32 protein-coding genes, 1 tRNA gene and 1 pseudogene are annotated in these 22,673 nt (G+C 68.7%); 15 read left to right on the forward strand and 19 right to left on the reverse strand.

What is annotated here, in order from left to right; translation table 11 throughout:
• Positions 1–5 precede the first annotated feature (5 nt).
• On the forward strand, positions 6–1,103 hold the full coding sequence (locus C1N91_RS07525; protein ID WP_137767231.1) for a type I restriction endonuclease: 1,098 nt from the start codon (positions 6–8) through the stop codon (positions 1,101–1,103).
• A gap of 462 nt (positions 1,104–1,565) precedes the next feature.
• Here C1N91_RS07525 and C1N91_RS07530 read toward each other — a convergent pair whose 3' ends face one another.
• Positions 1,566–3,146, reverse strand: coding sequence for a Na+/H+ antiporter (locus tag C1N91_RS07530; protein WP_137767232.1), 1,581 nt, complete (start codon positions 3,144–3,146; stop codon positions 1,566–1,568).
• A gap of 148 nt (positions 3,147–3,294) precedes the next feature.
• Here C1N91_RS07530 and C1N91_RS07535 point away from each other — a divergent pair, with 148 nt between their 5' ends.
• Positions 3,295–3,786 carry a helix-turn-helix domain-containing protein gene (locus tag C1N91_RS07535; RefSeq protein ID WP_058727924.1) on the forward strand — a complete coding sequence of 164 codons (492 nt, stop codon included), beginning with the start codon at positions 3,295–3,297 and terminating at the stop codon, positions 3,784–3,786.
• Positions 3,787–4,219: 433 nt separating this feature from the next.
• Here the strand turns inward: C1N91_RS07535 and C1N91_RS07540 are convergent, their stop codons facing one another.
• The gene (locus C1N91_RS07540; protein ID WP_137767233.1) at positions 4,220–5,161 is read right to left on the reverse strand and encodes a M15 family metallopeptidase; all 942 of its coding nucleotides are present in this window, start codon (positions 5,159–5,161) and stop codon (positions 4,220–4,222) included.
• A 174-nt stretch (positions 5,162–5,335) separates the two neighbouring features.
• On the opposite strand from C1N91_RS07540, the gene C1N91_RS07545 reads away from it, so the two are divergent.
• The 3 genes from C1N91_RS07545 to C1N91_RS07555 all read left to right on the forward strand — a co-directional run bounded on the left by C1N91_RS07545 (position 5,336) and on the right by C1N91_RS07555 (position 6,521).
• A complete protein-coding gene (locus C1N91_RS07545; RefSeq protein WP_137767234.1) occupies positions 5,336–5,710 on the forward strand; it encodes a hypothetical protein in 375 nt (124 codons plus the stop codon).
• 245 nt (positions 5,711–5,955) lie between these two features.
• Positions 5,956–6,189 carry a hypothetical protein gene (locus C1N91_RS07550; RefSeq protein ID WP_137767235.1) on the forward strand — a complete coding sequence of 78 codons (234 nt, stop codon included), beginning with the start codon at positions 5,956–5,958 and terminating at the stop codon, positions 6,187–6,189.
• Entirely contained in the window at positions 6,186–6,521 is a 336-nt protein-coding gene (locus C1N91_RS07555; protein ID WP_137767236.1) for a hypothetical protein, read from the forward strand. The genes C1N91_RS07550 and C1N91_RS07555 overlap by 4 nt, the downstream gene beginning before the upstream one ends.
• A gap of 303 nt (positions 6,522–6,824) precedes the next feature.
• On the opposite strand, the gene C1N91_RS07560 is transcribed toward C1N91_RS07555, so the two are convergent.
• The 5 genes from C1N91_RS07560 to C1N91_RS07580 form a co-directional block, all read right to left on the reverse strand.
• A complete protein-coding gene (locus C1N91_RS07560) occupies positions 6,825–7,202 on the reverse strand; it encodes a hypothetical protein (protein WP_137767237.1) in 378 nt (125 codons plus the stop codon).
• 135 nt (positions 7,203–7,337) lie between these two features.
• Positions 7,338–7,568, reverse strand: a complete 231-nt coding sequence (locus C1N91_RS07565) for a hypothetical protein (RefSeq protein WP_137767238.1) — start codon at positions 7,566–7,568, stop codon at positions 7,338–7,340.
• Between the two features lie 41 nt (positions 7,569–7,609).
• Positions 7,610–7,885, reverse strand: coding sequence for an HNH endonuclease (locus C1N91_RS07570; RefSeq protein ID WP_137767239.1), 276 nt, complete (start codon positions 7,883–7,885; stop codon positions 7,610–7,612).
• A complete protein-coding gene (locus C1N91_RS07575; protein WP_137767240.1) occupies positions 7,882–8,085 on the reverse strand; it encodes a hypothetical protein in 204 nt (67 codons plus the stop codon). The genes C1N91_RS07570 and C1N91_RS07575 overlap by 4 nt, the downstream gene beginning before the upstream one ends.
• Positions 8,086–8,311: 226 nt before the next feature.
• Positions 8,312–8,388 (reverse strand) — tRNA-Phe (locus tag C1N91_RS07580).
• Between the two features lie 207 nt (positions 8,389–8,595).
• Here C1N91_RS07580 and C1N91_RS07585 point away from each other — a divergent pair.
• Together C1N91_RS07585 and C1N91_RS07590 are read left to right on the forward strand one after the other, a co-directional pair.
• A complete protein-coding gene (locus tag C1N91_RS07585; protein ID WP_137767241.1) occupies positions 8,596–8,988 on the forward strand; it encodes a hypothetical protein in 393 nt (130 codons plus the stop codon).
• A 229-nt stretch (positions 8,989–9,217) separates the two neighbouring features.
• Complete coding sequence (locus tag C1N91_RS07590) at positions 9,218–9,769, forward strand: hypothetical protein (protein ID WP_137767242.1); 552 nt, start codon at positions 9,218–9,220, stop codon at positions 9,767–9,769.
• 36 nt (positions 9,770–9,805) lie between these two features.
• Here C1N91_RS07590 and C1N91_RS07595 read toward each other — a convergent pair whose 3' ends face one another.
• The 12 genes and pseudogenes from C1N91_RS07595 to C1N91_RS07635 all read right to left on the reverse strand — a co-directional run bounded on the left by C1N91_RS07595 (position 9,806) and on the right by C1N91_RS07635 (position 17,165).
• Positions 9,806–10,066: a hypothetical protein gene (locus tag C1N91_RS07595; RefSeq protein WP_137767243.1), complete on the reverse strand. Its 261-nt coding sequence runs from the start codon at positions 10,064–10,066 to the stop codon at positions 9,806–9,808.
• 49 nt (positions 10,067–10,115) lie between these two features.
• A complete protein-coding gene (locus C1N91_RS16690; RefSeq protein ID WP_175415957.1) occupies positions 10,116–10,271 on the reverse strand; it encodes a hypothetical protein in 156 nt (51 codons plus the stop codon).
• Positions 10,272–10,298: 27 nt separating this feature from the next.
• Positions 10,299–11,018, reverse strand: a complete 720-nt coding sequence (locus C1N91_RS07600; RefSeq protein ID WP_137767244.1) for a hypothetical protein — start codon at positions 11,016–11,018, stop codon at positions 10,299–10,301.
• A 47-nt stretch (positions 11,019–11,065) separates the two neighbouring features.
• Positions 11,066–11,542 (reverse strand): hypothetical protein, encoded by a 477-nt coding sequence (locus tag C1N91_RS07605; RefSeq protein ID WP_137767245.1) that lies wholly within the window; start codon positions 11,540–11,542, stop codon positions 11,066–11,068.
• Positions 11,493–12,305, reverse strand: coding sequence for a hypothetical protein (locus tag C1N91_RS07610; RefSeq protein ID WP_137767246.1), 813 nt, complete (start codon positions 12,303–12,305; stop codon positions 11,493–11,495). The genes C1N91_RS07605 and C1N91_RS07610 overlap by 50 nt, the downstream gene beginning before the upstream one ends.
• Positions 12,305–12,451: a hypothetical protein gene (locus C1N91_RS16975; protein WP_254678389.1), complete on the reverse strand. Its 147-nt coding sequence runs from the start codon at positions 12,449–12,451 to the stop codon at positions 12,305–12,307. The genes C1N91_RS07610 and C1N91_RS16975 overlap by 1 nt, the downstream gene beginning before the upstream one ends.
• Positions 12,452–12,486: 35 nt before the next feature.
• Positions 12,487–12,699, reverse strand: a pseudogene (locus C1N91_RS17210) (DUF475 domain-containing protein); the annotation flags it as partial.
• A gap of 21 nt (positions 12,700–12,720) precedes the next feature.
• Positions 12,721–12,849 carry a hypothetical protein gene (locus tag C1N91_RS17115; protein WP_302642167.1) on the reverse strand — a complete coding sequence of 43 codons (129 nt, stop codon included), beginning with the start codon at positions 12,847–12,849 and terminating at the stop codon, positions 12,721–12,723.
• Between the two features lie 168 nt (positions 12,850–13,017).
• Complete coding sequence (locus C1N91_RS07620; RefSeq protein ID WP_137767248.1) at positions 13,018–13,836, reverse strand: hypothetical protein; 819 nt, start codon at positions 13,834–13,836, stop codon at positions 13,018–13,020.
• Complete coding sequence (locus C1N91_RS07625; protein ID WP_137767249.1) at positions 13,826–14,329, reverse strand: RNA polymerase sigma factor; 504 nt, start codon at positions 14,327–14,329, stop codon at positions 13,826–13,828. The genes C1N91_RS07620 and C1N91_RS07625 overlap by 11 nt, the downstream gene beginning before the upstream one ends.
• A gap of 89 nt (positions 14,330–14,418) precedes the next feature.
• Positions 14,419–15,996: a helix-turn-helix domain-containing protein gene (locus C1N91_RS07630; RefSeq protein WP_217496468.1), complete on the reverse strand. Its 1,578-nt coding sequence runs from the start codon at positions 15,994–15,996 to the stop codon at positions 14,419–14,421.
• Between the two features lie 92 nt (positions 15,997–16,088).
• Positions 16,089–17,165 (reverse strand): hypothetical protein, encoded by a 1,077-nt coding sequence (locus C1N91_RS07635; RefSeq protein ID WP_137767250.1) that lies wholly within the window; start codon positions 17,163–17,165, stop codon positions 16,089–16,091.
• Between the two features lie 115 nt (positions 17,166–17,280).
• Between C1N91_RS07635 and C1N91_RS07640 the strand changes: the two genes are divergently transcribed.
• The 8 genes from C1N91_RS07640 (at position 17,281) to fliQ (ending at position 22,672) form a co-directional block, all read left to right on the forward strand.
• Complete coding sequence (locus tag C1N91_RS07640) at positions 17,281–17,562, forward strand: flagellar FlbD family protein (RefSeq protein WP_137767251.1); 282 nt, start codon at positions 17,281–17,283, stop codon at positions 17,560–17,562.
• A 1-nt stretch (position 17,563) separates the two neighbouring features.
• Positions 17,564–18,379 carry a motility protein A gene (locus C1N91_RS07645; protein ID WP_137767252.1) on the forward strand — a complete coding sequence of 272 codons (816 nt, stop codon included), beginning with the start codon at positions 17,564–17,566 and terminating at the stop codon, positions 18,377–18,379.
• Positions 18,380–18,381: 2 nt separating this feature from the next.
• On the forward strand, positions 18,382–19,314 hold the full coding sequence (locus tag C1N91_RS07650) for an OmpA/MotB family protein (RefSeq protein ID WP_058750167.1): 933 nt from the start codon (positions 18,382–18,384) through the stop codon (positions 19,312–19,314).
• A 67-nt stretch (positions 19,315–19,381) separates the two neighbouring features.
• Positions 19,382–20,263 carry a flagellar motor switch protein FliM gene (locus C1N91_RS07655; protein ID WP_137767253.1) on the forward strand — a complete coding sequence of 294 codons (882 nt, stop codon included), beginning with the start codon at positions 19,382–19,384 and terminating at the stop codon, positions 20,261–20,263.
• Positions 20,260–20,967, forward strand: coding sequence for a flagellar motor switch protein FliN (fliN, locus tag C1N91_RS07660; RefSeq protein WP_137767254.1), 708 nt, complete (start codon positions 20,260–20,262; stop codon positions 20,965–20,967). The genes C1N91_RS07655 and fliN overlap by 4 nt, the downstream gene beginning before the upstream one ends.
• Positions 20,968–20,970: 3 nt before the next feature.
• On the forward strand, positions 20,971–21,579 hold the full coding sequence (locus C1N91_RS07665; RefSeq protein ID WP_137767255.1) for a FliO/MopB family protein: 609 nt from the start codon (positions 20,971–20,973) through the stop codon (positions 21,577–21,579).
• Positions 21,576–22,400, forward strand: coding sequence for a flagellar type III secretion system pore protein FliP (gene fliP / locus C1N91_RS07670; RefSeq protein WP_137767256.1), 825 nt, complete (start codon positions 21,576–21,578; stop codon positions 22,398–22,400). Before C1N91_RS07665 ends, fliP begins: the two co-directional genes overlap by 4 nt.
• A complete protein-coding gene (fliQ, locus tag C1N91_RS07675; RefSeq protein WP_137767257.1) occupies positions 22,400–22,672 on the forward strand; it encodes a flagellar biosynthesis protein FliQ in 273 nt (90 codons plus the stop codon). Before fliP ends, fliQ begins: the two co-directional genes overlap by 1 nt.
• The last annotated feature ends 1 nt before the right edge of the window (position 22,673 follow it).

Consider the following 22,673-nt stretch of genomic DNA (forward strand, 5'->3'; position numbering starts at 1 on the left):
GAACAGTGGAGTTCGAAGAACGTCTCGCAGCGCTGGCGACGAAGGTGCAGAACCAGCGAGAGGCCATCCAGACCGAGGAAGCGACGAAGAACGCGTTCGTGATGCCCTTCATCTCGACGATCCTCGGATACGACGTCTTCAACCCGCTCGAGGTCGTGCCCGAGTTCACGGCCGACGTCGGTGTGAAGCGCGGCGAGAAGGTCGATTACGCGATCATGCGGGACGGTGAGGTCCAGATCCTCATCGAGTGCAAGAAATCGACTGAGCCGTTGAAGATCGAGCACGCCTCGCAGCTCTTCCGCTACTTCTCCGTCACGAACGCGCGCATCGCTGTCCTCACGAACGGCGAGGTCTACAACTTCTACACAGACCTCGACGCACCGAACAAGATGGACGACCGACCTTTCCTCGTCCTCGACCTGGCGGACATCGACGAGACCCTCCTCCCGGAGTTGAGCAAGCTGACGAAGGACGTGTTCGATCTTGACTCGGTCATCAGTGCGGCAGAGGAGCTGAAGTACGTCGGTGCGATCAAGCGGGCGATCGCCGGTCAGTTCCGAGAGCCCGACGAGGACTTCGTCCGCCTCTTCACCTCACGCGTGTACGACGGACGCTTCACGCAGGAGGCGCGAACGCAGTTCACCACCCTCGTGTCGAAGGCATCGAAGCAGTTCCTCAACGAGCAGGTGAACGACCGCTTGAAGACCGCTCTCGGTGCTTCCTACAGTGCGCCGGTCCCGACTGAGGCTCCGGCCGCTGCGATGACGAGTGCCGCGGTGGCGGAGGATGACCTCGATCGCGACACGGAGATCGAGACGACGCTCGAAGAGCTCGAGGGGTACCAGATCGTCAAGGCGATCGCCTGCAGCGAGGTCAAGCCGGATCGCATCGCTCATCGAGACCAGAAGTCGTACTTCGCGGTCCTCCTGGACGACAACAACCGGAAGCCGATCGCGCGCCTCTGGTTCAACGGCAAGAAGCAGAAGTACCTCGGCGTGTTCGACGAGAACAAGGTGGAGACCAAGCACCCGATCGACGGTATGGACGGCATCTACGAGCACGCGGAAGCCATCCGAACCACGGTGCGTCACTACGCGAGCTGACGCAGGATTCTTTTCGCCGCGCATTTCGGTGACCGCCAAACCGAGTCCGTGGCCGAGCAGCCTGTCCAGGTGTGCACCAACCGGGATGGTGCAGTCGACGACGGTGACGAAGTCCTCGTCGGTGAAGTTCCGGCGAGCGCCGCGAGGTTTCGGTAGCTCAGCTGGACCTGGCGCGCGGCCTCGTCCGCGGGCTGCCCGAGCGGCCTCACCCCTCCGGAGATGATCATCGCGTTGAGTTCGTCAGCGGCGATGCGCGCAGCACGTGGCAGCCGCGCCGCGAGGAGTCGGCTCACGGTGGTCTTTGCCAGCGCCGGGCTTACCGGTCACGATCACTGTCTCCACGCAGGTATATGACCACATCTGCGACCGCTGGTCCCCGTGCCTCCAGCCGTCGGCACGGCCCACTCCTCGACATGTGGCCGGATCGAGTGAGCGCGCCGCGGAGGTGCGCGCGAGGCGGGCTCAGGCCGGCGTCGACCCCTCGAGCCGCGCCTCCTCGGCGTCGTAGCCGGCCCGGACCTGACGGAGCACCACGTCATCGATCTCGTCATCGTCCCGCAGCCGCAGCAGGGTGGCGGCCTTGTGCCGCACCAGGGCGAGCTCGAGGGCGACCGTCGCGTCGTGGCGCTGCAGCGTCGGGTGGTCCTCGTCGTCCTCCTCCCGCGCCTGGATGACGTCGAGATGGGCCTCGAGGTCCCGCCGCACACGGTCGACGGTCGCGCGGTCGGCGCCGGCCTTCCGCGCCAAGCGGGGGAGTGCGTCGAGGGCCTCCTCGACGGCGGTGCGCTCGGCGTAGCGGCGTTCCTCGCCGACGGACTCGTCCTCGGGGAGCGCCGCGCGCCGCAGGACGGCGGGCAGCACGAGGGCCTGGCCGACGATGGTCACGACGACGACGCCGGCGGTCACGAAGACGATGAGGTCGCGGTCCGGGAAGGCCCCACCCGACTCGAGCGTGCGCGGGACGGCGACGGCCATCGCCAGGGACACCGCACCGCGGAAGCCTGCGAAGCCGCTGACGAGTCGGTCGCGACGGCCCTCGCGGGGTTCGCCACCGAAGCGTCGGGTGACGAGCCACACCGTGCCGCCTACCGTGCCCTCGAAGGCGAAGCGGACGAGCACGAGCACCACGGACACCGCCAGGACGAGACCGATCCCCGTCCAGAGCTCAGGGGCGTCGAGGGCGCGGGCAGCGACCATCGCCTCGATCCCGACGAGCACGAACAGCGCACCGTTGAGCAGGTAGGTCAGGAAGGACCAGAACGCGCGGACCTGCTGGCGGGTCTCCGCGCGGTCGAGCTTCGGCGCCACCTGGCTCACCACGATGCCCGCGGCGACGACGGCGAGCACCCCGGACGCGCCGATCGCCTCAGCACCGAGGAACGCCGCGAACGGGACGAGCAGCGTGACGAGGTTCTCGAGGACGACCGTGTCGACCCGACGGAGCACGAGGGAGCCGAGCCAGGCGGCGAGGAGCCCGGCGGCAACCCCGCCGACGTACGACAGGACGAGCATGCCCGACACGCTCCAGAAGGTGAGCTCCTGGGTGCCGACGGTGACGGCGACCGCGATGCCGTAGACGACCAGGGTCGTGCCGTCGTTGACCAGGCTCTCCGCACGGAGCACGGTGACGTTGCGGCGGGGCAGCATCCTCGTGAGCACACCGACGGCGGTGGCGTCGGTCGGGGCGACCGCTGCACCGAGCACCCACGCCGGCCCCCACGGCATCCCGAGCAGGTGCAGGAGCGTGGCGACGACGCCGGCGGTCACGACGACGAGGACGGTGCCCATGAGGACGATCCCGCGCAGGTTCTTCCGGATCTCGCGGAGCGAGGTGGTCAGGCTCTCCCAGTAGAGCAGCGCGGGGAGGAACAGCAGCAGGACGGCGTCCGCCGGTAGCTCGACCCGGCCGAACGTGGGGACGAAGGCGAGCAGCGCGCCGATGACGAGCAGGAGCACGGGTGGTGCGATCCTGATCCGGTCGGCGACCGCAGCCGTCACGGCGATGGCGAGCCCGAGGGCCACCACCAGTTCTGGACCGAGCACGTGTCTCCTCAGGGTTCGTCCGACGCGTCAGTCAACGCCGGACGGGCTGCGCGCCCTTCCCGATCCGCGCTCTGCGACGAGCTCGCCCGCTTCCACGAGCCAGCGCGAGATCCGGCGCGCTTTCGAATACTGCGGATAGGATTCGTCCATGGCGACCTCGACTCCTCCACGTGCCCGGGACGCCGCCGCCCGCACGTACTTCCCGACCGACGACACCAGGGACGACCTCGTCGACTTCGCGAGGCTGCTCCACGAGAGCTCGGTCGCGCCGCACTCGGGTGCGGCACTCCGCGCACCCGACGGGTCGGAGCGCCCCATCCCGGAGGAGCTCTACGCGATCCTCGAGCAGGTTGCGGACGCACTCGCCAACGGGAGCGGCGTCACCGTCGCGCCGAACGACATGCAGATGACCACGCAACAGGCTGCCGACTTCCTCGGCGTCTCGCGGCCGACCTTGATCAAGTACCTCGAGGACGGCACGATCCCCTTCGACAAGCGTGGTCGTCATCGCCGGGTCCTCCTCCGCGATGTCGTCGCGTTCCAGGAGGAGTTCCGCGTCAGCCGACGAGCGGCACTCAGGGAGATGGCTCGCGGGACGCAAGCGCTGGAGCGACAGCAGGCGGCCTCGGCAGGAGCCTGACCGATGGCGTTCCCCGCCTTGAGCGACGAGCTGGGGACCAGTGGGGGAGCAGTTGGCATCTCGATCGGCGCTGGCGGACGCGGCGTCGCCTCCGCACGCTGGAGGCGCAGGATTGCGAGCTTCCGAAGCGCCGTGTCGTAGTCCCGTGACCTCAGTGTCACCCGGTTCCGGCGTCCATCGACGTCGCGCGGGAAATCCAGCGTGACTTGCCAGTAGACCAAGGGCTTGTCGGGGTCGGCGGGCACTCGGAAAATTGATCCATCACCACGTCGTTGCTGCATGTGCACATGCAACGCGCGCGTGGCGCTCATGACAAGGTCTCGGGCCCAACTGTCCTATCGGTCCCTCGCCAGACAGTCGCTCGCTCCGACTGGGTCGCAACACGGCAAAGCCCCGTCCGCTTTACAGCGGACGGGGATCCCGAGGATGTTGGCTACCGCTGGAACGCGGCCTGAAGCGCCTGGAAGGTCGAGTTGTCGATCGGCTGACGCGGGCCGAAGGCCCCTTCAAAGATGCCTCCCTGCCCGGAGGGGATGGCATAGAACACTCCCGGACCGATGAGGTACCAGACGTTGTTCGGAGCCGCGTAGACCTTCGTGTCAGTCTGCTTGCCGCCCACGAAGTAGTCGCGGGCACGAGTGAAGTCCGGGTCGCTCAGTGGAACGCGGTCTCGTCCTGCCAGGGCCACATAGAGGTCCCCCTGTCCGCTCGGGATAACGTCCCACCGCCCCTGATCAGCAGCAACCCACTGGTTCGTCGCCGTATTGGCAAGTACGATCATTCCATCACCTTTCGTTGTTGTTGGAACTGAATTGCCGCTCCCCGGAGGCGGCGCTTGATCACCGAGCACGTACTCGAAGTGCCACGGCTCTTGATACGAGAAGCCGTCACCGGCCGGCACCCAGCCAAACCGTGGGCCATTGGCATTTGCCCAATCCTTTTCGGCGGTCCCGTAAGAGTTCACACCAGACCCGAAGTCGCACGCCAGAGCCCATCCGTGGTTCGACGTGCCTGGCGCCGCAGCCAAGTTCCCGGTTCCGTTTTGGTACGCGTTCCAGAGCGTCTGCTGACGTTCGTAGGTGCGATAGCCCTCCGTGATTGAGAGAGCCTTCCCGAACCGCCCTCGAAACTCCGCGCTGAAGTTGTTATATGCGACTGCCGCATCGTTCCTCAGGTATCCGCCGATCGAAGCGGGGACTGGAGTCAGAGCGCTAAGCGGAATCTTGCCGTTCTCGTAGCCGCCCCACCTCCCGATAGCCGCCACTGGAGCCGCTTCCCCGAGAATTGCTGCAGCCGCTGCGGATCCCACCGTGGCGGTAAGAATTGCCAGCATTCCGCGACGCGATATGCCGGACTTAGTAATGTCCAGATTCACACAGTCCCCTCAAAATTCATCCACCCACTGCCAGACATGATGATATTGCGTCGGAAGGTACGGCGGGGTCGGTACTTCTGAGGACCAGGCTTTGTCCCCCGGGAAACAAAAGGACGCGATTCCTGAGCGTGAGCGCTTGATGACACTGTCGGCGGACTCGGTGATCCTGGCGGCATGAACGAGCACCCGTGGGCGCCGCTCGAGCACCAGGACGTCCCGATCTACGCCGCCGACTCGCTGCCCCTCGACCGGATCGGCAGCCCTGATCCCGTCGACCCGCCGCAGCCCGTCACCGTGCGCGACCTCCGCTTCGACCAGATCGGCGTGCTCGCCGAGGTGAAGGCGTTCGCCGTCGCCCGGTCCGAAGTCGCCGTGTTCGTCGAGATCTCGTGGCAGGGACGGCTGCAGCGCGCGTGGGTGCCCCGCGATGCCGTCACCATTCGCACGCTCCGCCCGCGCGACCGCTTATGGCGAAGCGACGCCGTGACCGGTGGACGCTCGGCGACGCGAACTCGCTCCCCGAGCTCGCCCGCGGCGGGCCCGAGGTAGACCTGCCTGCGCCGGACCCGGTGCTCGCCTGGGTGCAGTTCCCCGACCGGATCCTCGAGGTCGAAGGGCGAGCACTCGCGTACACGGACCGCGCAGTGCTCGTCGAGTGGGGCTTCGGGCAAGGCGCCGACTGAGCGTGGGTCTGGCGCGACGCCGTCGTTGGACATCGGCGTGCCATGGACTAGGCACACGGCTGCTGAGCCGACGTCTGTTACCTTGGCGTCACTGTTTCGGGGAGGACAGCGATGACAGACGACCGGCCCCGCCATCCCGACAAGGACGTCGAGAAGTTCCTTCGGGATGCCGAAGAGAACCACCACTGGAAGTTCACCAAGGGTAAGAAGTACTTCAAGGGGAAGTGCCCGTGTGGCGCTCACCTGAAGACCGTCCACCTCACCCCGTCGAACCCCAACTACCTGACGAACCTGAGGCACTACTTCGCCCGACTAGACTGCTGGACACAGGAGGCCACCCCATGAACATGTTCTTCCTCCGGCTCGAGTGCACCGCACCCGACGTCTCGGTGGAGCAGCTCGAAGACGACTTCACTGGAATCGCCGACGCACTCTTCGAGGTAGAGGGCGTGATCGACCCCGACCTTGAGCTTGACGTCGAGCGCAGCGCACTCACCTTCTCGATGATTCTCGAAGCAGACAACGAAGCGGATGCCATGGTGAACGCCATCACTGCTGCCCGGACAGCACTGCACACAGCAGGCAAGGGCACCCCGGGTTGGGATGACCACTACCGACTCGCTCGACAAGATGTCGAGCGGCAGACCGAAGTAGCCGCTGACCAGGTCCACGCCTGAAACGACCGAAAGGGCCCCTCGAGCATGCGCTCGAGGGGCCCTTTCGCGTCAGTGTGATCGCGTGCTGCCGATAGTTCAGGTTGTGACGTCGAGAGTCGGCGCACAGCAAGGAGGCACTGATGGCACGCGACAACGAGTGGGACACCTGGGTACGTGAGTACTACGAAGCGGACGACGGTCCCATGCCTCATCTGGACGACTGACAGTCCATCGACAGACCCCCTTGAGTTCCCGAAAGAACTCGAGGGGGTCTTGTAGACGAGCTCACCGGTACATGCGGGTGCGGCTCTCGTGCGGCGCTGTCTAGCCGTGAACCTCGTCGCGGAACAGCGGACGCTTCCACGCACCGCGGACATCTGCCGACTTGTAGCCGAAGGGCTCGAGAGCCGCGTCGAGTTCTGCGTTGTGCTGATCAAGGAACGACGCGATAGCTGCCGCGGCCGCCGAGCCGACGGGCACCATGAGCGGGTCGCCGTCGACGGTGAACGGGATGCGGTCGTAGGCACGCGCTACGTCGACTTCCCGCTTGAAGAGCTCGTTCCCGTCAACGTCGGAGACGAGCACGACGACAGTGGAGCGCTTCTCCAGGCTGCCGCGCGCGATGTAGAAAGCCGCGTCCTCGATCAGCTGTTCGAGGTTCGGGTCGTTCGGGTCGACGGTGATGTTGATGTCTGGCTGCACGGTCCTCCCTTGAGGATCAATTGACGAGGACGGCCACGGTACCGAGAGCCGCCGACACTCGGGGCGCAAGCCCGTAGAACGACAGAAGGACCCCCTCGAGCTCCCAAAGGAACCCGAGGGGGTCGAGTGGTGCTGCTACAGCGAATACAACCCGCGGAGGTTGGACACGAGCTCGGCGCGTTCCGCTGCGGTGAGTGCGCGGGCGAAGGAACCGACCTCGGCGATGTCGACCTGCGCGAACCCTGACGAGTTGGTATTCCGTCCGATCTCCATACGCCCGGGTGCCCCGGTCCCGACCGAGCCGTTCACCTCCGCGTCGTCCATGCGGATGACGCTCGACGTGCCGTTGAAGACCGCCACGAACACGTGCCAGTCGTTCCCCGGGAGCAGGGTCTAGCCTTCCTCGCCTAGGACGCGGGCCAGATCTCAACGTCAGCGGCACTACCCTTGCTCGCGTTGCAGTGCCGGTGCATCGGCTGCAGCTGCTGGCCGGCGAGGCGGCCGCCGTTGGCGAGTGCGTCGGGGTGGTCGGCGGTGAACGCCATCCGGTCTGTGTCGGGCAGCGTGGTGTCGATGGCGTTCCCGCACCACCAGCAGGGCAGCTGCTCGGCGGCGGTGCGGCGCTTGAGGGCGGCCTGGGCGCGGCGGTAGGCGCGGTGCCCGTGTCCGTTGCGGTCGGTCATGCTGGCACGTCGGACGTCTTGCAGATCAACTCGCGGATCGCTGCGGCGGGTGCGGTTGCGACTGCGGTGTACCGGATGGTGACAGGCCCGTCGGTGGGGAGCGCGTCGATCTGGACGGTGCCGAGTTGCGCGGTGGCGGGGTCGATGCCGGCGGCTGTGAGGACGGCGCGGTCGAAGTCGTTGCCGAGGTTGACGGGCATCGGCGTCCTCCTGACGTGGTCGGCCGTCCTCGTCCGGGGTCCGCGTTGTCAGCGCGGCTTCTCTCGGGGGTCTCGGCCTGGTGGGGTTCCCCGTCAGCTCGTCGCAGCAGCATCTGTTGTGGTCTGCGGGTGACGGGGAAGTTGGGAAGTGGCCGGGCCGTACCCGCTCGAGAGCGCTCGGCTCGTCCGAGCGCCGCGCAGACGTCTCCACTCGCGAGCACGGACCTGGTGCCAACCGCTGGGATCGAACCAGTATCCTCCCGGGCTTCAACCGGGCGCTCTGCCGAACTGAGCTTGGAAGGCAGGTGGCAGGTGCGGAGGGCGTCCGCTCGTCCCTCGATGCCTGGCGCACCGCCGGTCACAGTCCGGATCCGTAGGCGTCTTGTTGTCGCGGATGTGTCGCCGCGGGTGGGCTGACCACCATGACCGGGGGCTGGCGCCTGAGGAGCCAGCCCACGAGCTGCCAGTCGTTGCTAACGATTGCTCAGCAACCGACCGATAGGAGCACGCATGATGGGGAAGAACGCTCGGCGCTTGACCGACCTCGAGCATGCCGTCCAAAAGCTCACTGCGGCACAAAACGCAACCTCTGGTGCGCAGCCGGCCAATCCGGTGCGGACGCGGACGCGCATTGCCGCCCTCGTCTTGCTCGTCGCCTACACGGTAGTAATCGGCGGCGCCTTGAGCATCTCGATCTTGCACGGGCCAGCAGGTGGGGACAAGGATCTGGTTGCTCTCGTGGGAGCGATTGTTGTCGCGCTTTCCGTGATCTTCACGAACGTGACAATCATCGTCAACGAGTGGGAGAGTCCTCGGAAGTTGGGGTTCGAGGGATGGATGTCCGTCGGCGCGATCGCGACTGGAGCCATGGGCTCAGTGCTGGTCGTTATCGGGCTTCTTTGAGCGCTTTGCTCGGCTTGAAACGCAGCATGCTCGCTCGGATGGTTCCGGGCGAGCATGCGGTGTTACTGAGATCATAGCCGAAAGATGAACAGCCTTCCACCTTTCCGGGGTCGAAGTTCTCCTGAGTGGCGGTACAGGAGGTCACGGTCGAGTATCGACCCGGCCTCTAAGTACAAGTTCTCCGCTTGACTCCTTCTTGCTTGGAGGGACCAAGCGAGAAGGGGGCAACATGAAGTTGAAGCAGTCGATGGCGCTCGCCGTCGCAATGACCGCCGTTCTGCTGATGGGTGGGACCACAGTCGCCAATGCAGCGAGTCCTGAGGACACCTGGAGTGAGCCGCAGTCCGTGACGTTCAACGCGCCGTCTTCTTCTGCCGCTGGAGCGTCCACAGCCCGAGTCGCTGCGGGGTCGAAGATCACTTGCACGGTGCAGACCAACAGCGCGCACTACTCGGACGGGTCCAACGGAGTGATCGCGAAGATCAGGGCCTCGTGCAAGGGGACCTGCGGCTGTGAGCCGACCGTATCTGTTCGGGTGCAGGGGCTCCTGTCGTGGTCATCCACGGAGTCGCCCTACACGAAGTACAAGAAGGTCCGCACCACCGACACGACGAAGACCTTCAAGACGGACGGAACGCAGGTGACGACGTATATCCCGCAGCTGGGGCAAGACGGCTATCGGGCGAACGGCTGGTACATCGCGACGGGCACGCTCGATCCGGCTGACGCACCTGCGGTCTCGTCGACCAACGGGCCGCGGCACGTCACGGACGTACCCTGAACAGAGCGACTGGTCGCGGCGGCGGTGCGGATGCTGTTAGGCGTCCGCACCGCCGCCGTCTGTCAGCCAGATAAGTCCGGGGAGGCCAGCCTCGTCGGCGGACAAGATGGCGAGCTGCAGCTTGGCTCCCCGTCGTTCTGCTTCGTCGCGAGCCCAGGTTGACGCGTCCCGAATGGTCGCGCCGGAGATTTCGACGCAGTCCAGGTGGCTTCGTCCGTTGGTCCAGAAGAACGCTCGCAAGCGTGGGGTAGCTGTTTCCCATTCGGTGTCCCGCTCGTCGACCGTCTTGTGGTCCATGAAGCCCTCCTCTGGCAGCTGCATGCAGCCTACGACGCGTGCTGGGCGCTTACGCGGTGCGCTGCTGGTTTGCGTCCAGCAGCCGCTTGGCACGCCAGATCTCCCGCAGCTGGTCGGCATTCACGTACACCTCCCCGTCGGCCGTGTGCGTCTTCAGTCCGTCGTTCTGGATGTACCGGTTGAGGGTCTGGGGTGTGATCCGCATCTCGCGAGCGCCCTGCTTCTTCGTCCATCACGTGGTCGGTTCAGCGACTTCTTCGGCGCGCATGTCGCGGAAAAGCTCCGCGAGGTCCCGCTCCTTCAGGAGTGCAGCAGTGTCGCCCTCGAAGCCGCAGTAGGTGCACGTGAGGGTGAAGTCCTGAAGCTGCTCCGACTGCCACTCGACCCCCATTGACGCGTCGCCGCAGACGGGGCACGGGCGGGGGATCACCGGTCGCGGGCCGCGTCCGTCGCGGGGGAACTTCTGACGGAGCTCCCAGACGATGGTCGCGACGTCGTCGAAGTAGGCGCCGGCGTGCTGGTGTCGTTCGATCTTGTCCTGGTGGGTGAGCAGCCAGATGGTGACGTTCAGCACCAGCGCTGCAGCACCGTCGGGAGTGACGCCGGCTCGGAAGCCCTGCACCTCCCGGCCGTCTGCCCATGCGTAGGTCGCCGTGACCGGGGGTGCGATGTGCAGCTCGTCGGACCAGTAGGACACCCAGTGCAGCAGTTGCGCGTAGGCGGCGTCGGATTCGTCGACCGCGTCCACTCGGAGAGGCGCCGGAGCTTCCTTCGAGGCCGGTCGAGGCAGACCGTCCGAGCGTTGTGCGCCTGCGGGGACGACGAGCGTGCGGACGTAGGCGATGAGTCCGGGTGCTTCGTTGAGCCGGAGTCGGGCGCGAGCTGCAGCGAGCGACAGGAGCGCGGTGGGGTCGACGGCGGCTTCTCCCGCAGCCTGCTGGGGGATGGTCATGCTGTTCCTCATCTGATCGGGGTCAGTCGTGTCAGTGTGTGCGCCGGTCACCGCAGGTACTCCGGGGCTGCGGGCTCAGCGTTGCCGCCGAGCCACATGGACGCGTTGGGGAGCGCGTCGCGACTGCGCTGTTCCACGCTTTGGCGGTAGGCGTCGTGGGTTTCAAACCAGGTGCCGCCGATGATGACGCCCCGGCGCGCAACGCGATCGGCCTGCAGCGCCTCTACCGCCGCAACGGGCAGCTTCTTGGTATCTGGCCAGTCGGAACCGATGACACCGCGAGAGCGGGCTTCTTGGACGTCCAGGGCGTTCCTCTGTTGCAGCTTCCTCGTGCCGGCGACGATGTGGGCCGGCTTCAAGTACTCGGTCGAGTCCCGGAAGTGGTCGACGCCCGCTTGATAGGCGAACTCGACGTCAAGGTCGCCGAGAACGTCGTACCAGGCGTTGACGGTCTCCGGGTCAACGTTGCGGTGGTCAACGAGGGAGAACGTGGTGAGCAGCTTCGAGAGCTCGAGCTTGTTCATGCTGTGCCTCCTGGGCGAAGTGTTCGACGGTGCTGAGGTTGCGGTGGAACGCGGTCTGCTTGGGTTGGCTGACAGCTGGGCGAGCGAAGTCGTAAGACCAACGCCTCTGGTTGAGCCAGGGGCGGAGCCCGGGGACGTACTGCACGTCGCGTCCGGAAGCGGTGTAGGCGTCGCCGTGCTGAACGATCGCGGCGGCGAGGTCTCCGGCAGCCATCACGCGGTCCCGGACGAGCTTCTGAAATTGCTCGAAGGCGGGCTTACGTGCATCCTTCTTCGGCCAGTGCTTCCACGCCTCGTCTAAGAGCTCCGAGAGTGCAGATCCGTCCGCTCGCGGTGAGTACGAAGGACTCACTTCTTCTTCTGACTTCTTAGAGGAAGAGTGGGCGGAATTACCCCACTCTTGACTGGGCGGATTCGCACCACTCGACTGCGCGGATTCGTCCGTCACGCACCGGTACGACTTGGTCCGATCCGTGATGCCGCCGTCTCGGTGTTCGGCCGCGTGGAGGTGGCCGGACTTCTCGAGCTTCGCGATCACACGCTTGATCTGATCCGACGACAGCCCCGAGGCGTGTGCGAGCTCGTCGCGGTTGGCTCTCCACCAGGACTGGCCGTCTCGCTCGTACCGGTGAGGGCTCTGGCGCGCGGTTCGGGAGTAGATGAGCTGCCAAACGATCGCTTCCGGTGCTCCGAGCTCGCGGACGAGCGCAGCACGCAGGGGAATGAAGTCCGGATCGATGAGCAGCGACTGCGGCACCGCCATCAGATGCTGACGTCACTAACCGCGTCGATCATCAGCTCGAGCTCGAGCTGCGCGAACGGGTCGGGCGCCGGGTAGCCCATCGCCTGGGAGTAGAAGACCTTCCCGCTGTTCTTCGCGGTGTGCCGGAACCAGAGATGCGGGTGCATTGCCCAGCCGCCGCGGGGGAGGCTGCAACGAATGCGGCCAGCGCGGGCCGGACCTCGGCGAGGTGCGCGGAGAAGGACCCGGGGGCGAACACCGCCGCGTCGACGGCGGTCGCAGGGTCCGTCGCCCCGCCGACGGCGACGGCCGCCGGCGGCAGGAGCAGGCGCATGGCGAGCACGCCGGCGACGATGCCGAGGGACAGGAAGAGTCGCCGGGCGGGGGAGTGCAGACGACCGGCGATGCCTGCCATCGGCACCGACGAGTCGGCGGCCTACACGATCTCGAGGACGGCGAGCGCAGCGAACGCCAGGGCGGCTGCGGGGCCGAATGCAATCCATGCGACAGCAGCGGCAGCCGCGGTGAGGAGGAGCGGGACGGTCAGGAGCGATCTCGTGGCCATGTCCCCATGCAGCACCGGGCGCCTGGACCGCGCGTCCGTCCCGTCTGGCAGACGCCCCGGAGGCACCGGAGCGTTCGTCGGGACGGGTGACGGCCCGTCCGCACTTGCGGGAACGGGCCGTCGGGTCCGGTGACCGTGAGCGATGCAGCGTGGAAGTGGGGCGCTTCGTCAGAGGTCGCAGATGGCCGTGGGCAGGTTGCCATCGCCGCCGATCCACACGGCCCGGATCCACGAGCCCGACCCGAGTTGGAACCGGATCGGACCGTCGGCCGTGTCCGTCGACCACATCGACCAGGGCCCATCGAAGCCGGGTGAGTCGTTCCGGAGGTCCGGGTAGGCCGCGCGCAGTTCGTCGAGCGTGGACCCGACGCCGATGCCGCGGGCTGTCGTCGGACCCGAGAGCCGCCCGGGCGGCCCGTCGGCGATGAACGACGACAGGACCACGCTCGAGACCGCGCCGGTGTCGTCGGACACGACCTGCACCTGGACTCCGTCCGTGTTCTGCCACACCCCCTCGGGTGTGCACCCGCCGCTCGGCTCCCGGTCGAGAACGGCGTCGAGGTCGTCGGTCTCCTGTTCGGTGCGGCCGCCAACGGCGACGGGTCCGAGCTCGGAGCCCGAGATCGTCCAGGTCCTCGGGTCGTCGAGTGCGAACGGTGCACGCGTCGGGGTCGGGGTCGCCGACGGAGCGGGGCGGAACGACGGCGTGACCGCGGCGGACGACGGTTCGGACGAGCCCGTCGGCGTCGGGGTCACCGCGGTGGTCGGCGCGGCCACAGGGGAGAACGGTGCCGGCACCAGGCCGATGGCCACGGCTCCGCTCGCGGCACCGATGCCGAGCATCGCGACCACACCGACCACGATGCCGACGCGGCCGAGGCGGTGGCGGCGACCCGCGCCGCGAGGACGGGCCTCGGCGAGGACCTGGTGCTTCATCGTGACGAGCATCTGCGTCAGCTCGTCGCCGGTGGGGGGCTCAGTGTTCACGGTCGTCCACCGCCTTCCTGGGGTCCGCGGCGCTGCGTCGGGAGGGCCCCGTGATGCGGGGGAGTGGAAGCGGAGGTGTACGGACCGCCTCGGCGAAGGATCGACCACCGACGATGCAGGCCTCGACGACCTGGCGGGCGACGGGGCCGAGCGCCGCAACTTCGTCGAGCACGAACCGCAGTCGGTGCTGGGCGTCGGCGGGGTCCCGGTGCCGGTCGGTCGACGTCGAGGCTGCCCAGTGGTCGCGGCAGGTCACGAGGAGCCACGGAAGCAGACCGACCTCGTCGACCGCGATGGTCCCGGCCTGCTGCCAGAGGCTCGCGAAACTGTCCTGCACGAGCGCGGCGACGCCCGCGCGGTCGTCGGCGAGGGCCCAGGCGTAGCGCGTCAGGGTCGGCGCGTGGTGGTCGAACGCGGTCGCGAGCGCACCACGATCGCCGGTCGCGATGGCAGCGAGCAGCGCCGCGTCACCGGTGCCGGGTGGTCGTGTCACGGTGTCCCCCTTCCACCTGGAGGTGTCGCGCTCCTTCCCGGTCCTGACGTCGACGATCCCTCGGGCGTGTCGCCGCCGCGGTCGCAACCTCAGTCGTGGAACGTCTCGATCGACGCACCGAGCGAGTTGAGGCGCTCCTGCAGCTGCTCGTAGCCGCGGGCGATGATGCCGACGTTGCGCAGGACGCTCTCGCCCTTCGCCGCGAGCATCGCCAGCAGGATCACGACCGCGGGACGCAGCGCCGGCGGGCAGCTGACCTCGGCTCCCGAGAAGTGCGTCGGACCGGTGACGTCGAGACGGTGCGGGTCGCGCAGGGTCACGCTCGCGCCGAGGCGCGTGAGGTCGAGCAGGTGGATCGCCCGACCCTCGTACACCCAGTCGTGCACGAGCGTGGTGCCCTCCGCCATCGCCGCGATGACGACGAAGAACGGCAGGTTGTCGATGTTCAGGCCGGGGAACGGCATCGCGTGGATCTTGTCGATCGGCGCGTGCAGCTCGGACGGGTGCACCGTGATGTCGACCAGGCGGGTGCGGCCGTTGGCGGCGGCGTACTCGTCGCTGACGTCGAAGCGCAGGCCCATCTCGGCCAGGGTCGCCAGCTCGATCTCGAGGAACTCGATCGGCGCACGGGTCACCGTGAGGGTCGACTCGGTGACGATGCCCGCGGTCAGGAGGCTCATCGCCTCGACCGGGTCCTCGCTCGGCCAGTAGTCGACGACCTCGTCGATCCGGCTCCTACCGGTGATGCGGAGCGTCGTCGAGCCGATGCCCTCGACCTGCACACCGAGGAGCTCGAGGAAGAAGCAGAGGTCCTGCACCATGTAGTTGGGGCTGGCGTTGCGGATCGTCGTGACGCCGTCGCGTGCGGCCGCCGCGAGGATCGCGTTCTCGGTGACGGTGTCGCCGCGCTCGGTCAGCACGACGGACTTCGTCGGCACCTCGGTGTTCGCCACGTCGACCTCGTACCAGCCCGAGGTCGCCTCGACGTCGACGCCGAACGGGCGGAGTGCGATGAGGTGCGGCTCGACCGTGCGGGTGCCGAGGTCGCAGCCGCCGGCGTAGGGCAGGCGGAACGAGCCGTAGCGGCCGCTGAGCGGACCGAGGAACATGAGCACGCTGCGGGTGCGACGGGCCGCGTCGGCGTCGATCGCGTCGAGGTGCAGGTCGGACGGCGCGACGATCTCGAGCACCTCGCCGTCCTCCGACCACGTGACGGTCGCGCCGAGGCTGCGGAGCACGTCGATGATGCGGTCGACCTCGACGATGCGGGCGACCTTGTGCAGACGGGTGACCCCGCGGTTGAGCAGGGACGCGCAGAGCAGTGCGACCGCGGCGTTCTTGCTCGAGTTCACCGCGATCGAACCGCTGAGCTTCCGACCGCCCTGCACGCGGAGGTGCGCGCGCTGCGGGGCACCGCCGATGGACACGATCTGCTGGTCGAGGGCGTCGCTGATGCGCGTGAGCATCTCGAGCGACAGGTTCTGACCGCCCTGCTCGATGCGGTTGATCGCGCTCTGGCTGGTCCCGACACGTTCGGCGAGCTGGGACTGGGTCATGCTGCGACCCTTGCGGGCGCCCCGGATCAGGGCGCCGACCTCGCGCAGGGGAGCGGTGGGTGCAGACACGGCCGGCTCGGTGGGCGTGACGACGGTGGTGGTGTCGGACATGGACGCCACGGTAACACGCTCATGAGATAAACCAGGGGACGAATCCCGGCGTTCTCGCAGGATCGGATCGGGAATAACTCGTCCATGAGAGTTCAGGCCGGGTACCACCCCTCCTGCTCGTTGCTCCACCGCCACGTCGTCGACGGGCCGAGCGCCGGCCTCGGGTCGCGCAGCCAGACGGTCGTGTCCGGCGTCCACCCGGCGATCACGCTCGCGGTGGTGTCGTCCACCGGCACCGCGGTACCGGAGGCGCGCAGCCAGCAGCGCAGCGTCAGGTGGACCGCGTCGAAGCGCTCGGCCACCGCGACCCAGTCGGGCACGACCCAGTCGCCCACGCGTCCGGTCGCCTGGTACCAGTCGTGGCGTCGGGTCGTGGCCGTCACGTCGATCGATGCCGATCGACACAGGGCGGCCCAGTCGTCGGCGTCGTCGACCACGACGATCCGGCTGGACGGATCGACCGCGGCGGCGGCGACGCGGGCGCGCTCCCAGCCGGTGTGGTCCTCGACGGCCCAGAGGCCGAGGGGACCGCGGCCGCCTCGCTCGGTCGTGGTGTCGAGGAGGCCGTCGGGCGGCGTCGTCCACCACGTGCCGCTGATCGGTGCGTCCACCGGCGCGCGGAGGCCGTGCGAGCGCTCGGCGAGGACCTCGCGGCGCCACTCGGCGAGCAGTTCGTCAGCGGGGCGCGACGGCCCGCCCCAGCCCGGCGCGTCCGGGGTGACGGCCCACTGCCGGGAGGTCGGAGCCGGAGCGAGCAGCGCCTGGACGGCGGGGGCGACCGCGACCGCAGCGGCGATCCGATCGTGCAGTGCCGGCGGGACGACCCTGCCGAGCAGCACGTCCTCGGCGTCCGGCGGCTGCCACCACCTCGCCGACTCCGCGGCGCGACCGAGTGCCGCGAGTGCCTGGTCGAGGGTGGTCGCAACGGGATCCGCGGCGTCGAGCACTGCCGCGACCGCGGCGACCACCTGGTCGTCCGAGGGGACCGGGCCCGGGTGCACTGCGCCCGGTTCGAACAGTGAACCGCCCTCACCGCGGCGGACGGACATCCAGTACGACGCCCGGAACAGCGTGTCGTCGTCCGGCTGTTCCCGGACCGTGGCGAGCACGACCTCCCAGCAGAAGCGCCGACCACGGGGTCCCGCCAGCAGGTCCTCGACGATGGTCACCGCGCCAGGCTAACGGGGTCCCGGGGACCGCCGATAGCGGTCCCTGCACACCCACGGACGGGTCTGCATCCCGCCCCACGGACGGCGGCGGGACGATCGAGAACCAGGACGGGCCATGATCGTCGTCACACGACTCAACGGCAGCGCATTCGCTGTCAACCCCGACCTCGTGGAGCGCATCCAGGAGACACCGGACACGACGCTCATCATGGTCGACGGCGCCAAGTACATCGTCCGCGAGTCCATGGCCGAGGTCATCGGCCTCGTCGCTGCCTACCGCGCCCGGATCGTCGGCATGGCCTACGGCACGGACGCCGCGACGACCGCGACCGGACCGCAGCCCACGCTCGCCCCGGTCGCGCCGCTCGCCGCCGGACGCCGGGACGGGGGTCGCTGACGTGGACATCGCAACGATCGTCGGGATCCTCCTCGCCTTCGGGGCCCTGTTCGGCATGGCACAGATGGAGCACGTCGAGATGGCGGGCCTGTTCCTGCCGGCTCCGATGCTCCTCGTCTTCGTCGCGACCATCGGCTGCGGGGTCGCGAGCACGACCATGAAGGACGCCCTCGCAGCCTTCAAGACGGTGCCGAAGGCGTTCACCGGCAAGGTGACCCCGCCGCAGACCGTCATCGACGACGTCGTCGGGCTCGCCGAGACCGCCCGGGCGAACGGCCTGCTCGCGCTCGAGCAGGAAGCCGACAAGCACGACGACCCGTTCATGAAGAAGGCCCTGCAGAACATCGCGGACGGCACCGACGGTGACGAGCTCCGGATCCTGCTCGAGGACGAGATCGAGTCGAACGCGGCACCGATGCGGAGCGCCAGCGCGTTCTTCATGGGCCTGGGCGGCTTCGCCCCGACGGTCGGCATCATCGGCACCGTCGTCTCGCTCACCCACGTGCTGGCGAACCTCGGGAAGCCCGACGAGCTCGGCCCGCTCATCGCGAGCGCGTTCGTCGCGACGCTCTGGGGCCTGCTCACCGCGAACTTCCTCTGGCTGCCGTTCGGCGGCAAGCTCCGGAAGCTCGCGCAGCTCGAGGCCGACCGGCAGACCCTGCTCATGGAGGGCCTGCTCGCGGTGCAGGCCGGCAGTCAGCCCCGACTGCTCGGCGAGCGGCTCACCGCGATGGTCCCCCCCGCCGCCCGCGGTGCCGGTGGCAAGGACGGGAAGGCCGTGAAGGCCTCCGCCGACGACCAGCAGCTGGCGGCCTGACCGTGAGCGCGAACCCCCGCGGACGTGGTCGCGGCCGGAAGAAGGGCGGCCACGACGAGGCCGAGCACCCGGACGAGCGCTGGATGGCGTCCTACATGGACATGATCACGGTGCTCATGTGCATGTTCCTCGTGCTCTTCGCGATGTCGTCGGTCGACCAGGAGAAGTACATCGCGCTGAAGAACTCGCTCGCGACGGGCTTCGGCGAGGTCAAGTCCGAGAAGGTCGACACCGCCTCGGGCACGATCGTGTCGAAGTCGCAGGTGACGAAGGACGGCAAGGGGTACGCGACGGACAAGTCGGACGCCGACCACTCGACCGCTGCGTCCGGCGCCGACGACACGAACGTCGACCCGGCGTCGACCGCCGTGCCGCCGGTGGCGTCGAAGGCCGACCTGGCCGCGGCGCAGCGGGAGCTCGACGACCTCAAGGCGATCGAGGCGGCGATCCAGGGGAACCTCGACCAGGCGGGGGAGTCGTCGAAGGTGCAGTTCGCCGTCGACGACCGCGGTCTGACGGTCCGGCTCGTCGGCAGCGAGACGTACTTCGCGACGAACAGCGCGGACCTGTCCGACCAGGCCCGCCGGATCATGGACGCGATCGCCCCGGTCCTGAAGACCAGCGGGCACGACGTCAGCGTCGAGGGCCACGCCGACCAGCGGAACTCCACCGCGCCGTACGCGACAAACTGGGAGCTCAGCGCCGCCCGCGCGACCGGCGTGCTGCGTGACCTGGTCGAGCGCGGCGGGATGCCGGCCGACCACGTGCAGAGCGTCGGGTTCGGATCGAGCCGCCCGCTCGCGAAGGGCGCCAGCGACGCGGACAACACCCTGAACCGCCGGGTCGACATCGTGGTGCTGTCGAACCAGGACCAGGACGTCAGCGAGCTGATGCCGGCCCTCGCGACCGCGCAGGACGGAGCACGCCAGGGCTGACGACAGGACCGCCCCAGAACGGGGCACAGCGCTGACGCCTGCCCGCCGGCGTCCGACAGACGCAGCCGTGACCGAGACCCTGCCCGCGCCCGAGGTGTACGACTTCGCGCGCCCGTCGACGCTCGCCCGCGAGCACGCACGGGTGCTCGAGCTCGCCTTCGAGACGTTCGCGCGGCAGTGGGGCACGCAGCTCACCGCGAAGGTGCGCGCCGTCAGCCAGGTCACCTGCGAGCAGGTCTCGATGACGACGTACGACGAGTACGCCGCGTCGCTGCCCGCCCTGACCGGCATGGTCCTGCTGCCGATCGCCGACACCGCACCGAAGGGCGTGCTCCAGGTCCCGCTCGACGCCGCGCTGACGTGGGTGTCGCACGCCCTCGGCGCCTCGAAGCCGCTGCCGACCCCGGAGCGCACCTTCACGCCCATCGAGCAGGCGCTCGTGCGGAAGATCGTCGAGGACGCCCTCGACGACCTCCGTTACTCGTTCGGTGGACTCCTGGCGCACGAGGTCACCACCGGCGGATTCCAGTTCAACAGCCAGTTCGCCCAGGCCGCGCAGAAGGGCGACCTGATGATCGTCGCCGCGTTCTCGATCCGGGTCGGCGACCGGGTCGCCCCCGGCACGCTCGCGCTGCCGGCCGAGGCCGTGTTGCCCCAGCTCGGCGAGGACGCGACGAGCGTCTCCGCCGCCGACGCCCGGGCCCTGCTCGACGCCCAGCTCGCGAACGTCCCGGTCGGCGTCAGCCTGCACTTCGCCCCCGCCGCCGTGCTGCCCACGCAGGTGCTCCGGCTGGCCGTCGGTGACGTCCTGCCGCTGCCGCACCCGCAGCACCGGCCCCTCACCATCGCGGTCGACGGCGAACCCGTCGGCACCGCGGCCGTCGGCGCGAACGGCTCGCGCCTAGCCGGCATCGTCGTCACCACCACCGATCCGGAGCAGCACGCATGAGCGCCACCACCACCCTCCACGCCACCGCGGCCGACCAGCTCGCCGCGCAGCTCCCGACGGCGGCGCCCCTCACCGCCGTGCCCCTGCCGGGAGGCGCGACCTCGGTCGTCCTCGAGGCCGCGGTCGACGGCGTGGTCGCGTCCTTCGTCGGCGGCCTCTCCGCGGACCTCGCGCTGGTCCTGACCGACCTCGGCGCCGTCGTCGCCGCGGGCGGCGCCGACGCCGGCCTGGTCGACGTCACCGACGTGCTCCGTCCGTCGCTCGAGGCCGCGGCCACCGTTCTGGGCGTCGGCGTGCTGGGCGACGCCCGCCGCGAGTCCGCCGCGTCCCTGTTCGCCGACCCGGAGACGGTCGTGTTCGAGCTCACCGCGGGCGGGGTCCCCGGCGGCTGGTTCGGCCTGCGCGTCCGCGAGAACGGCACGGTCTCGGCACCGCTCGCCGCCGGCGCGGTCCCCGCCGGCAACCTCGGCCGCATCAACAACGTCGAGATGACCCTGACCGTCGAGATCGGCCGCACCCGGATGTCGGTGCGCGACGTGCTCGGCATGGAGCCCGGTGCGGTGGTCGAGCTCGACCGCAGTGCCGGCGCCCCCGCCGACGTGCTGCTCAACGGCCGGCTCATCGCCCACGGCGAGGTGGTCGTCGTCGACCAGGACTACGCGGTCCGCATCACGAGGATCCTCGACGTCGCCGAGGCGGTCTGACCCGTGGACACCCTCTGGATCACCCTCCGGGTCGCCGTCTCGCTCGGCGTCGTGCTCGCCCTGATGTGGGTGCTGCACCGCCGTGCGACGAAGGGCGGGCTCGGATCCGCGAAGGCCCGCGGACGCCGCTCCGCCGCGGTCGAGGTCGTCGGTCGGCAGGGGATCGGCGGCAAGGCAAGCGTCGTCGTCGTGGACGTCGAGGGCGAGCGACTCGTGCTCGGTGTGTCCGAGCAGAGCGTCTCGCTGCTCCGGAGCGGCCCGACGCCAGCGCCCGAGCTGACCATCGTGACCGGCCCGGTGGTCCTGCCGACCGAGCCGCGCACGCCGGCGCCGGCCACGACCGCCGACCGGTTCCGCGCGGAGCTGGAGCGTCAGGCGCACGCGACCACGGGCCTCCCGGCCGACACGCGCACCGAGCGCGCGACCGGCACCGCGGCGGACACTGCCGAGACGGGCACTGCCGCGACGCCGCTCCCGATGCGGCCCCGTGGCAGCGACCGACGGCCCGCACGCACCGTCGTGCCGACCGCGCAGCAGCTGCAGGGCTCCGTGCTCTCCGCCGACACGTGGCGGCAGGCCGCGGCCGCGCTCCGGGGCCGGCGGGCCGGGTGACGGCCGCCGTCCGGACCGGCCGCACCGCCACCCTCGTCGTCCTCGGGCTCGCGACGGTCGCCGGCCTCGTCATCCTCACCGCCACCGGCGCGCACGCCGTCGGCGTGACGGAGCCGACCGCCCCGGCGACCCCGACCGCACCCGCCAGCGGCGACTTCAGCGTCAGCGTGAACGGACCCGACGGCACGCCGTCCTCGGCCATCGTCACGCTCCTCGGCATCACCCTGCTCAGCGTCGCACCGGCGCTGCTGCTCATGATGACGTCGTTCACGAAGATCTTCGTGGTGCTCGCGATGACCCGGAACGCCCTCGGGCTCCAGGGCATCCCGCCGAACCAGGTGATCGCCGGGCTCGCACTGTTCCTGTCGCTCTTCGTGATGGCGCCGGTGCTCGGGCACATCAACGACGACGCGCTGCAGCCCTACCTGGCCGGGCACATCGACTTCGCGAAGGCGGTCGAGGTCGGCACGAAACCGCTGCGGACGTTCATGCTGCACCAGACCCGCGAGGAGGACGTCGCGCTCATCACGCGCGCCGCCGGCCAGGCGAACCCGAAGGACCTCGACGCGGTGCCCATGACGACCGTCATCCCGGCGTTCGTGATCTCCGAGCTCCGGAGCGCCTTCATCATCGGGTTCGTCATCTTCATCCCGTTCCTCGTCATCGACCTCGTCGTCTCCGCCGCGCTCATGTCGATGGGCATGATGATGCTGCCGCCGGTGATGATCTCGCTGCCGTTCAAGATCCTGCTGTTCGTCCTCGTCGACGGGTGGGGGCTCATCATCACGTCCCTCATCGAGAGCTACCAGGTGGTGCACTGATGAACCAGCAGGCGGTCGTCGACCTGACCCTCCAGGCGCTCGTGGTGGCGGGCAAGCTCGCGGCACCGGTGCTCGTGACGTCCCTCGTCGTCGGCTTCGCGATCTCGCTGTTCCAGTCCGTGACGCAGATCCAGGAGGTGACGCTCTCGTTCGTGCCGAAGGCCGTCGCCGTGGCGATCGCACTGGTCGTCTGCGGCAACTGGATGATCGCCGAGATGATCGCGTTCACCCACGCCGCGTTCGACATGATCCCGAAGCTCCTCGGGACGTAGC

The organism is Curtobacterium sp. SGAir0471 (assembly GCF_005490985.1).
Taxonomy (GTDB): domain Bacteria; phylum Actinomycetota; class Actinomycetes; order Actinomycetales; family Microbacteriaceae; genus Curtobacterium.

Bases quoted from the DNA above. Each gene is read 5' to 3' on its own strand.
- C1N91_RS07535 (WP_058727924.1), top strand. From the start codon at position 3,295: ATGGCGACCTCGACTCCTCCACGTGCCCGGGACGCCGCCGCCCGCACG.
- C1N91_RS07545 (WP_137767234.1), top strand. From the start codon at position 5,336: ATGAACGAGCACCCGTGGGCGCCGCTCGAGCACCAGGACGTCCCGATC.
- C1N91_RS07550 (WP_137767235.1), top strand. From the start codon at position 5,956: ATGACAGACGACCGGCCCCGCCATCCCGACAAGGACGTCGAGAAGTTC.
- C1N91_RS07555 (WP_137767236.1), top strand. From the start codon at position 6,186: ATGAACATGTTCTTCCTCCGGCTCGAGTGCACCGCACCCGACGTCTCG.
- C1N91_RS07570 (WP_137767239.1), bottom strand. From the start codon at position 7,885: ATGACCGACCGCAACGGACACGGGCACCGCGCCTACCGCCGCGCCCAG.
- C1N91_RS07575 (WP_137767240.1), bottom strand. From the start codon at position 8,085: ATGCCCGTCAACCTCGGCAACGACTTCGACCGCGCCGTCCTCACAGCC.
- C1N91_RS07585 (WP_137767241.1), top strand. From the start codon at position 8,596: ATGATGGGGAAGAACGCTCGGCGCTTGACCGACCTCGAGCATGCCGTC.
- C1N91_RS07590 (WP_137767242.1), top strand. From the start codon at position 9,218: ATGAAGTTGAAGCAGTCGATGGCGCTCGCCGTCGCAATGACCGCCGTT.
- C1N91_RS07595 (WP_137767243.1), bottom strand. From the start codon at position 10,066: ATGGACCACAAGACGGTCGACGAGCGGGACACCGAATGGGAAACAGCT.
- C1N91_RS16690 (WP_175415957.1), bottom strand. From the start codon at position 10,271: ATGCGGATCACACCCCAGACCCTCAACCGGTACATCCAGAACGACGGA.
- C1N91_RS07600 (WP_137767244.1), bottom strand. From the start codon at position 11,018: ATGACCATCCCCCAGCAGGCTGCGGGAGAAGCCGCCGTCGACCCCACC.
- C1N91_RS07605 (WP_137767245.1), bottom strand. From the start codon at position 11,542: ATGAACAAGCTCGAGCTCTCGAAGCTGCTCACCACGTTCTCCCTCGTT.
- C1N91_RS07610 (WP_137767246.1), bottom strand. From the start codon at position 12,305: ATGGCGGTGCCGCAGTCGCTGCTCATCGATCCGGACTTCATTCCCCTG.
- C1N91_RS16975 (WP_254678389.1), bottom strand. From the start codon at position 12,451: ATGCACCCGCATCTCTGGTTCCGGCACACCGCGAAGAACAGCGGGAAG.
- C1N91_RS17115 (WP_302642167.1), bottom strand. From the start codon at position 12,849: ATGGCCACGAGATCGCTCCTGACCGTCCCGCTCCTCCTCACCGCGGCT.
- C1N91_RS07630 (WP_217496468.1), bottom strand. From the start codon at position 15,996: ATGTCCGACACCACCACCGTCGTCACGCCCACCGAGCCGGCCGTGTCT.
- C1N91_RS07640 (WP_137767251.1), top strand. From the start codon at position 17,281: ATGATCGTCGTCACACGACTCAACGGCAGCGCATTCGCTGTCAACCCC.
- fliN (WP_137767254.1), top strand. From the start codon at position 20,260: ATGAGCGCCACCACCACCCTCCACGCCACCGCGGCCGACCAGCTCGCC.
- fliQ (WP_137767257.1), top strand. From the start codon at position 22,400: ATGAACCAGCAGGCGGTCGTCGACCTGACCCTCCAGGCGCTCGTGGTG.